The sequence below is a fragment of the Sandarakinorhabdus oryzae genome (assembly GCF_009733735.1).
GTDB lineage: Bacteria > Pseudomonadota > Alphaproteobacteria > Sphingomonadales > Sphingomonadaceae > Sandarakinorhabdus > Sandarakinorhabdus oryzae.
This window is the reverse complement of sequence record NZ_WNJP01000136.1, coordinates 1-7,598: the sequence shown is the minus strand read 5'-3', so window position 1 is coordinate 7,598 and position 7,598 is coordinate 1. Positions and strand designations below refer to the sequence as shown.

Annotated in this window: 6 protein-coding genes; 4 read left to right on the top strand and 2 right to left on the bottom strand. The window is 65.6% G+C overall.

What is annotated here, in order from left to right:
• On the top strand, positions 1 to 1,945 hold a 1,945-nt coding region (locus tag GJ693_RS12110), incomplete at its 5' end, for a DNA translocase FtsK (protein ID WP_235902852.1).
• On the opposite strand, the gene GJ693_RS12105 is transcribed toward GJ693_RS12110, so the two are convergent.
• A complete protein-coding gene (locus GJ693_RS12105; protein ID WP_197042158.1) occupies positions 1,942 to 2,709 on the bottom strand; it encodes a sulfite exporter TauE/SafE family protein in 768 nt (255 codons plus the stop codon). The two genes, GJ693_RS12110 and GJ693_RS12105, sit on opposite strands and share 4 nt — an antisense overlap.
• Positions 2,710 to 2,866: 157 nt before the next feature.
• Here GJ693_RS12105 and lptB point away from each other — a divergent pair, with 157 nt between their 5' ends.
• A complete protein-coding gene (gene lptB / locus GJ693_RS12100; RefSeq protein ID WP_408014574.1) occupies positions 2,867 to 3,634 on the top strand; it encodes an LPS export ABC transporter ATP-binding protein in 768 nt (255 codons plus the stop codon).
• Between the two features lie 27 nt (positions 3,635 to 3,661).
• Positions 3,662 to 5,164 carry an RNA polymerase factor sigma-54 gene (gene rpoN / locus GJ693_RS12095; protein WP_156256550.1) on the top strand — a complete coding sequence of 501 codons (1,503 nt, stop codon included), beginning with the start codon at positions 3,662 to 3,664 and terminating at the stop codon, positions 5,162 to 5,164.
• A 92-nt stretch (positions 5,165 to 5,256) separates the two neighbouring features.
• Here rpoN and GJ693_RS12090 read toward each other — a convergent pair whose 3' ends face one another.
• Positions 5,257 to 5,898 (bottom strand): hypothetical protein, encoded by a 642-nt coding sequence (locus tag GJ693_RS12090; RefSeq protein WP_156256549.1) that lies wholly within the window; start codon positions 5,896 to 5,898, stop codon positions 5,257 to 5,259.
• 240 nt (positions 5,899 to 6,138) lie between these two features.
• Between GJ693_RS12090 and GJ693_RS12085 the strand changes: the two genes are divergently transcribed.
• Positions 6,139 to 7,485, top strand: a complete 1,347-nt coding sequence (locus GJ693_RS12085; protein WP_156256548.1) for a M48 family metalloprotease — start codon at positions 6,139 to 6,141, stop codon at positions 7,483 to 7,485.
• Positions 7,486 to 7,598 lie beyond the last annotated feature (113 nt).

The following is a 7,598-nucleotide window of genomic DNA, read 5'->3' as shown; positions in this document are numbered from 1 at the left end:
TGGCTTTGGCCTGGCCGATTGGGGGGCGCCGGCCGGGCCGGGCGGCCTGCTTGGCCAGGGCATGGCAGCGGCGGCCGCCAGCGCCGAAGCGATTCCGGAATTGGCCGATGTGTCGGTGGGCGTGGTGCTCTCCATCCTGCTGGCGCCGCTGGGCCTCGCCTGTCTGGCCTGGGGCAGCGCCGTGAGCCGCGAGACGGTGGGCGATGCCATCGCCGCCGGCCAGCGCCTGTGGAACCCGAATGCCGAGGCCGAGCCCGGCAGCCTGCCGCTGCCCAAGCCAAGCCGGCCGCGCCCGAAGGCGGAGGCCGAGCTTACGAGCGATCCTGAGCCCGGCCCGCTGGTGGTGCTGGATCGGCCGGAGCGCCCCAGCCGCAGCGAGCGCGCAGTGCGCGACAAGCAGAAGTCGCTCGATCTGGGCGATACCGCCATCCTGCCGGGACTGGACCTGCTGGCGCCGCCACCTTCAGCGCCGCGCGCGCGCATCGATGCCGCCGCGCTGGAACAGAATGCCCGGCTGCTGGAAGGCGTGCTCGAAGATTTCGGCGTGCGTGGGCGCATCGGCGAGGTGCGCCCTGGCCCGGTGGTCACCATGTACGAACTGGAGCCGGCGCCTGGCATCAAGGCCAGCCGCGTGATCGGCCTGGCGGATGATATCGCGCGGTCGATGAGCGCGCTGTCGGCGCGGGTCGCCGTGGTGCCGGGCAAGAATGTCATCGGCATCGAACTGCCCAACCAGGTGCGCGAGACGGTGTCGCTGTCCGAACTCTTGGGCAGTGCCGATTTCGACAGCAAGTCGGTCACCCTGCCGCTGGTGCTGGGCAAGGATATTGCTGGCATCCCGGTGGTGGCCGATCTCGCGCCGATGCCGCACCTGCTGATCGCCGGCACCACCGGTTCCGGCAAGTCCGTCGGCCTCAACGCCATGATCCTGTCGCTCTTGTATCGCATGACGCCGGCCCAATGCCGGCTGATCATGATCGATCCCAAGATGCTGGAACTGAAGATGTATGACGGGATCCCGCATTTGCTGGCCCCCGTCGTCGTTGATCCGCCCAAGGCCATCCGCGCGCTGAAATGGGCGGTGGAGCAGATGGAAGACCGCTATCGCAAGATGAGCGAGTTGAACGTCCGCTCCCTGGCCAGCTTCAACCAGAAGGTGAAGGAGGCCCAGGCCGCCGGCAAGCCGTTCGTGCGCCGCGTGCAGACCGGCTGGGACCCGGAAACCGAAGCGCCGATCATCGAGGAGGAAGTGCTCGATTTCGAGCCGATGCCGCTGATCGTGGTGGTGGTCGACGAGCTGGCCGACCTGATGATGACGGCCGGCAAGGAAGTGGAATTCCTGATCCAGCGCCTGGCGCAGAAGGCTCGCGCTGCCGGCATCCACCTGATCATGGCGACGCAGCGCCCGTCGGTGGATGTCATCACCGGCGTCATCAAGGCCAACCTGCCGACCCGCATCAGCTTCCAGGTGACCAGCAAGATCGACAGCCGCACCATCCTGGGCGAGCCCGGCGCAGAGCAGTTGCTGGGCAAGGGCGACATGCTGTGGATGGCCGGCGGCAAGCTGGTGCGCGTGCATGGGCCGTTCGTTTCGGATGCCGAAGTGGAAGCGGTCGCCGATTTCTGGCGGGCGCAGGGCTCGCCCGATTATGTCGAGGCAGTCACCGAGGAGCCGGCCGATCTTGATGGTCAGCTCGATCTGGCCAGCGCTGGCCTGACCGGCGGACGCAGCGGCGATGACGAGGCCGACGTCTATGCCAAGGCCATCGACGTGGTCGCCAAGGCGCAGAAGGCCAGCACCAGCTTCCTGCAGCGCCACCTGCGCATCGGATACAACAACGCCGCCCGCTTGATCGAGCGCATGGAGCAGGACGGGTTCGTGAGCCGGCCGGACCATGTGGGCCGGCGCGAGGTGCTGATCGACGAGTATGGCCAGCGGCGCTAAGCGCGCAGGAACAGCCCCAGCGTCAGGCCCAGGCCGATGATGATCACAGCCACCTTCAGCGCCTTTTCCGGTACGATGGCCAGCGCCTTGGCACCAAGGTAACCGCCGGCCATCGCGCCGGCGCCAACCACCAGCGCATGCGCCCAGGCGACCGTGCCGGTGAAGGCGAACAATATGGCGGCGGTGGTGTTGGACAGGGACACCAGCACATTCTTGGTGCCGCCGGCGTTCCTGACCGGCAGGCCGGCGATGGTGAGGCTGGCCAGCGTCATGATGCCGGCGCCGCCACCGAAGAAGCCGCTGTAGATGCCGATGGTCGATTGGGTGAGCACGGTGACCCACGCTGGCGGCGGTGGCCGATCGCTGGCCTTTTTGGGCCCGAAACTGCCCCAGGCAAAGACGGCGGTGGCCAGCAGCACCAGCCATGGCACCATCGCGGCAAAGACGCGGGTGGGCGTGGCGTTGAGCAGCAATGCGCCGGTGACGCCGCCCGCCAGCGCAATCACGGCCAGCGCCTTGAACGACAGCCGATCCGCGCCCGCCACCAGTTTGCGGCCGGCGATGCCGGTGGTGATCTGGCCGGGAAACAGCGCCATGGTGGATGTGATATTGGCGAGTTTCGGATCCAGCCCGGCCGCGATCAATGCCGGCAGGGTGATGAAGCTGCCACCGCCGGCCAACGCGTTCTGGGCGCCGGCCCACAGGCCCGCTGCCAGCAGCAGGGCCAGCATTGCCGGATCGGAAAAGAGCGCTGCGGCCGCCATGATGGCCGGTCTGATCCGGCAAAAGCACCGGATTGGCAACAAGATTCCCGCCGGAACCGCCTTGGCGGAACGCGGCTTTCACGATAGTTTGCGCGCCGACATGCAAATTTCGCGCCAACTGGCGGGAGCTGATTCGACGATGGCCGATACAGAGGTGATGGAGCAGCAGGAACAGGCAGCCCCCGGCGGCGATGGCCCCGTGTTGCGCGGTCTGTCGGTCGACGGCATCGGCAAGAAATATGACAAAAGGGTCGTGCTGCGCGATGTCTCGCTCTCGGTCCGGCGCGGCGAAGTCGTCGGCCTGCTCGGCCCCAATGGCGCCGGCAAGACCACCTGTTTCTATTCGATCATGGGTCTGGCCATGCCGGATTCGGGCCGCATCCTGCTCGACGGCCATGATATCACCGGCCTGCCGATGTATCGCCGCGCCGCGCTGGGCCTGGGCTATCTGCCGCAGGAAACCAGCATCTTCCGCGGCATGACCGTGGAACAGAACATCATGGCCGTGCTGGAAGTGGCCGAGCCTGATGCGACGGCCCGCGCTGCCCGGCTGGAGGAACTGCTGGGCGAGTTCAACATCACCCGCCTGCGCGCCGCCCCGGCCATGGCGCTGTCGGGCGGCGAACGCCGCCGCGTTGAAATCGCCCGCGCGCTCGCCGCCAACCCGTCGATCATGCTGCTCGACGAGCCGTTTGCCGGTATCGATCCCATCTCCATCGCCGATATCCGCGCCCTGGTGGTGCAGCTGCGCGCGCGCGACATTGGCGTGCTGATCACCGATCACAACGTGCGCGAGACGCTGGAGATCGTGAACCGCGCTTGCATCATCTATGATGGCCGCGTGCTGTTCGAAGGCACGCCGGAAGCGCTGGTCGCCGATGAGACCGTGCGCCGCGTCTATCTGGGCGAGGATTTCAGCCTGTGATCCCAAGAGGTTTCAGCGGGGGCTGAGATGGGCTTGGGGCCGCGCCTTGAGCTGAGGCAGTCGCAGCAGCTGGTGATGACCCCCCAGCTGCAGCTGGCCATCAAGCTGCTCACGCTGACCAATGTCGAGCTGGAAGGCTGGATCGCCGAAGAGCTTGAGCGCAATCCCCTGCTCGCCGCCGGCGACGCCGCCGAGCCGCCGGAACCGGGCGGGCCGAGCGGGGTTGATGCGCCGCCCGAGGCATTGCCGGTGCAGGATGATCCGAGCAGCGCCGGGCTGGAGTCATTGCTGCGCGATGGCATCGGCGGCGGCGACAGTCCACTGGAGGCCGATTACACCGGCGAGCGCTTCCACCACGACTGCGCGTCGGACCAGCCGGCGGACTGGGGCGAACGTGCGGCCCAGGCCGGCGGCGAGGACGACGGCCCCGACTTCGAACGCTTTGCCGGCGGCGAGGCCGGGCTGACCGAAGTGCTGGAAGCCCAAGCCAGCGCGGCCTTCGAGGGCCTCGATCTGACCATCGCCCGCTTCATCATCGACGGGCTGGACGAGGCCGGATACCTGGTCGAACCGCTCGACGAGATCGCCGATCGTCTGGATGTGTCGCCGGCCCGGGCCGAGGCAGTGCTGGCCCAGGTGCAGATGTTCGATCCGGTCGGCGTTGCCGCACGCAGCCTGTCGGAATGCCTGATCGCCCAGGCCCGCGCCGCCGATCGCTGCGATCCGGCGATGGAGAAATTGCTGAACAATCTCGACATGGTGGCGCGCGGCGATCTCAATGGCCTGATGCGGCTGTGCCGGCTCGACCGCGAGGACATCGTGGACATGATCCGCGAGTTGAAGCGCTATGACCCCAAGCCGGGCCTGCGCTATGCCGGGGAAGCCGCCACGCCGGTGGTGCCGGATGTGTTTGTTATCCGCAGCCAGGATGGCAGCTGGCAGATCAGCCTCAACCAGGCGACTCTGCCGCGGCTGATCATCGATCGCGATTATCACGCCGAATTGGCGGCCGGGGCCGACAAGGCGACCCATGGATTCCTCAACGAATGTGTCGCCAGCGCCAACTGGCTGCTAAAGGCGCTCGATCAACGCGCCCGCACCATCATCCGCGTCGCCACCGAGATCGTGCGGCTTCAGCAGGGCTTTTTCGAACACGGGGTGAGCCAATTGAAGCCGCTGACCCTGCGCCAGGTCGCCGATTTGATCGAGATGCATGAATCAACCGTCAGCCGCGTAACCAGCAATAAATATCTGCTGTGCGAACGCGGCCAGTACGAGCTGAAATATTTCTTCACCTCCGGCGTTGCGTCCGGCGACGGCGAGACCGCCTCCGCCCTGGCCGTGAAGGACCGCATCGCCCGGCTGATCGCCGCCGAAGGCGACGACGTGCTGTCGGACGACAAGCTTGTCGAGCTGCTGATCGCCGAAGGCTTCGACATCGCCCGGCGCACGGTCGCCAAATATCGCGAGTCGCTGGGACTGGGATCATCCGTCCAACGCCGCCGGGCGCGGGCGCTCAGGGCGGCATAGAGGCAGGGGGCCTCCGACGGGCAGGGTCGAGGACCCTGCATCCGTTCTTCTTGGCCGGCGCTTTATTTCAGCTTTGATGAGTTTAGGTGACACTAAGTCAGCCGATGATCCAGAAACGATCGCAATTGGTGAAAGGCCTCGGGTACCTCCTCCCAAAAGCCACTTGGCTTACTTGGAAGATGCTCTTTCAGGTTTGAGACAATCGGCACTACATTCGGCTCGTCCAGCCTTCCGAACCAGCGGTCAGGCGCCATGCCGGCGCATGCTGCGCCACACAAAATATGCTCGATATCGCCGTTGATCTCGTCATCGCCCGCAAGTGCCAATTCGGCTTCAAGCACGTGTTCAAACCATGCGTCGATAAATTCCTCAATGGCGTCTTGCTCATCCACTTCCCATGTGCGCCAGTTTGCGAGGGACAACTTGCCCAGCACGACCTCAGGGTAGTTGGCGTTGCTAGGGTCAAAAACTGATACGTCCAGAACGCGGGGCAGAAGATATCGAAAATCTTGCACGTCGCCGACCGTCAGAAATGCGCCTGAAACGTATCGCCAAAGAGCCTGGCCAGTAATCTGCCGCAATGGTGTCGTCAGCAGCACGTCCGTACCCCGTGTCGTAATGCAGCACGGGCAGCCATGGATCACAGAGGGCGGGCGTCCATCGAATGCGCGATAGACTGCCTCCAGCGCCGCTGCCATGCGCCCCGCAGATTTGTCCGACATTCCGTTATTCATCCGGATAGACTGGCAAGCAAGCAGGCTGGAGGCAACGCTGCTCTAGTCTGAATGTCTGAAATCCGGTCGCAAGCGGTCCAATCCCAAATCAGCACACCCGAAAGAAAATGGGTGCAGGGTCTGCGACCCTGCCCACCGGAGGCCTCGCTTCCACTTCAATCGCCTTGTCGAGCGGCACGCCTAACACAATCGGCTGCCCCTTCACCGCCAGTTCAACTGTGCTAGGCAAGGGCAAGACGTATGCGCATCCTTGTCTCCCTGCTCGCGCTCACCCTCGCGCTGTTGCCCGGACCGGCCGCGGCGCAATCCATCCTGCGTGATGCCGAGACCGAGGCGTTTCTGCGCGACATCAGCCGCGACATGGTGGTGTCGGCCGGGCTGGACCCGCGCAGTGTGCAGTTTGTGCTGGTGGGTGATCCCAGCATCAACGCCTTTGTGACGGGTGGGCAGAATGTCTTCATCCATTCCGGCCTGTTTGTTGCGGCGGACAATGTGAACGAGTTGCAGGGCGTGATTGCCCACGAGCTTGGCCATATCAGCGGCGGCCACAATGTACGCTTCAACGAAGGTGCCGGGCCGGCGACGAAGATTTCGTTGCTGTCGTTGCTGGGGGCGGCGGCGGCGCTGGCGGTTGGCGCCGGGGAGGCCGGCATGGCCATATTGGGGCTGGGCACGGCGGCGGCGCAGGGCCGCTTTCTGGCCTTCACGCGCGATCAGGAAAGCCGGGCCGATCAGGCTGGCGCGCAGTTCCTGTCGGGCGCTGGCCTGTCGGGCAAGGGCAGCATCGCCTTTTTCCGGCGCATCCAGGGCCTCGAGTATCGGCTGGCGATTCCGCAGAACAATGAATATGCCCGCACCCACCCGTTGTCCTCGACGCGCATCAACAATCTGATTGCCGTTTATGAAAAGGACGCGGCGTGGGACAAGCCGCCCAATCCGGCCCTGCAGGCCCGGTTCGATCGCATAAAGGGCAAGCTGATCGGTTTTGTCGAGGAGCCGGGGCGGGTGATGCAGACCTATCCCGAGGGCACCAACACGGCAGCGGCGCTTTATGCCCGCGCCTATGCCTGGCACCGGTCGGGCCATCCCGAGCTGGCGATGGCCGAAGCGGCGAAGCTGGTCGCGCTGAGCCCGAATGATCCTTATTATCTGGAACTTGAAGGCCAGATTTTGCTGGAATCGGGCAAGGTGCCGGAAAGCCTGCCGGTGCTGCGGCGCGCCGTCGAACGGGCGCCGTTCGAGCCGATGATCATGACCCTGCTCGGCCATGCGCTGGTGACGAGCGAGGACGCCACGCTGCAAGCCGAAGCGGAGCCGCTGTTGCGGAAGGCCGTGAGCCTGGATCGCGAGAACCCCTTCACCTGGTATCAGCTTGGCGTCATCTATGATCGGCGCGGCGACAAGGCGCGGGCGGCGCTGGCCGCGGCCGAACGGTTCAGCCTGGAAGGCAATGCCATGGGCGCGATGATGAACGCGCGGCTGGCACGGGCAGGCTTGCCGGCCGGCACGCCGGACTTTATCCGGGCGGATGACATCATGCTGGTGGCCGGCGACGCGCTGGAACAGCAGAAACGCAAGAAGAGGTAAGCCCTGATGGCAGGATTTTGGAGCCGACGGCTGAGCATGGCCGCTGCCGTTGCCGTGGGGCTGGCCGGCGCTGGCGTGGGGGCCGGCACGGCGCTGGCCGCCGGGCAGGGCGC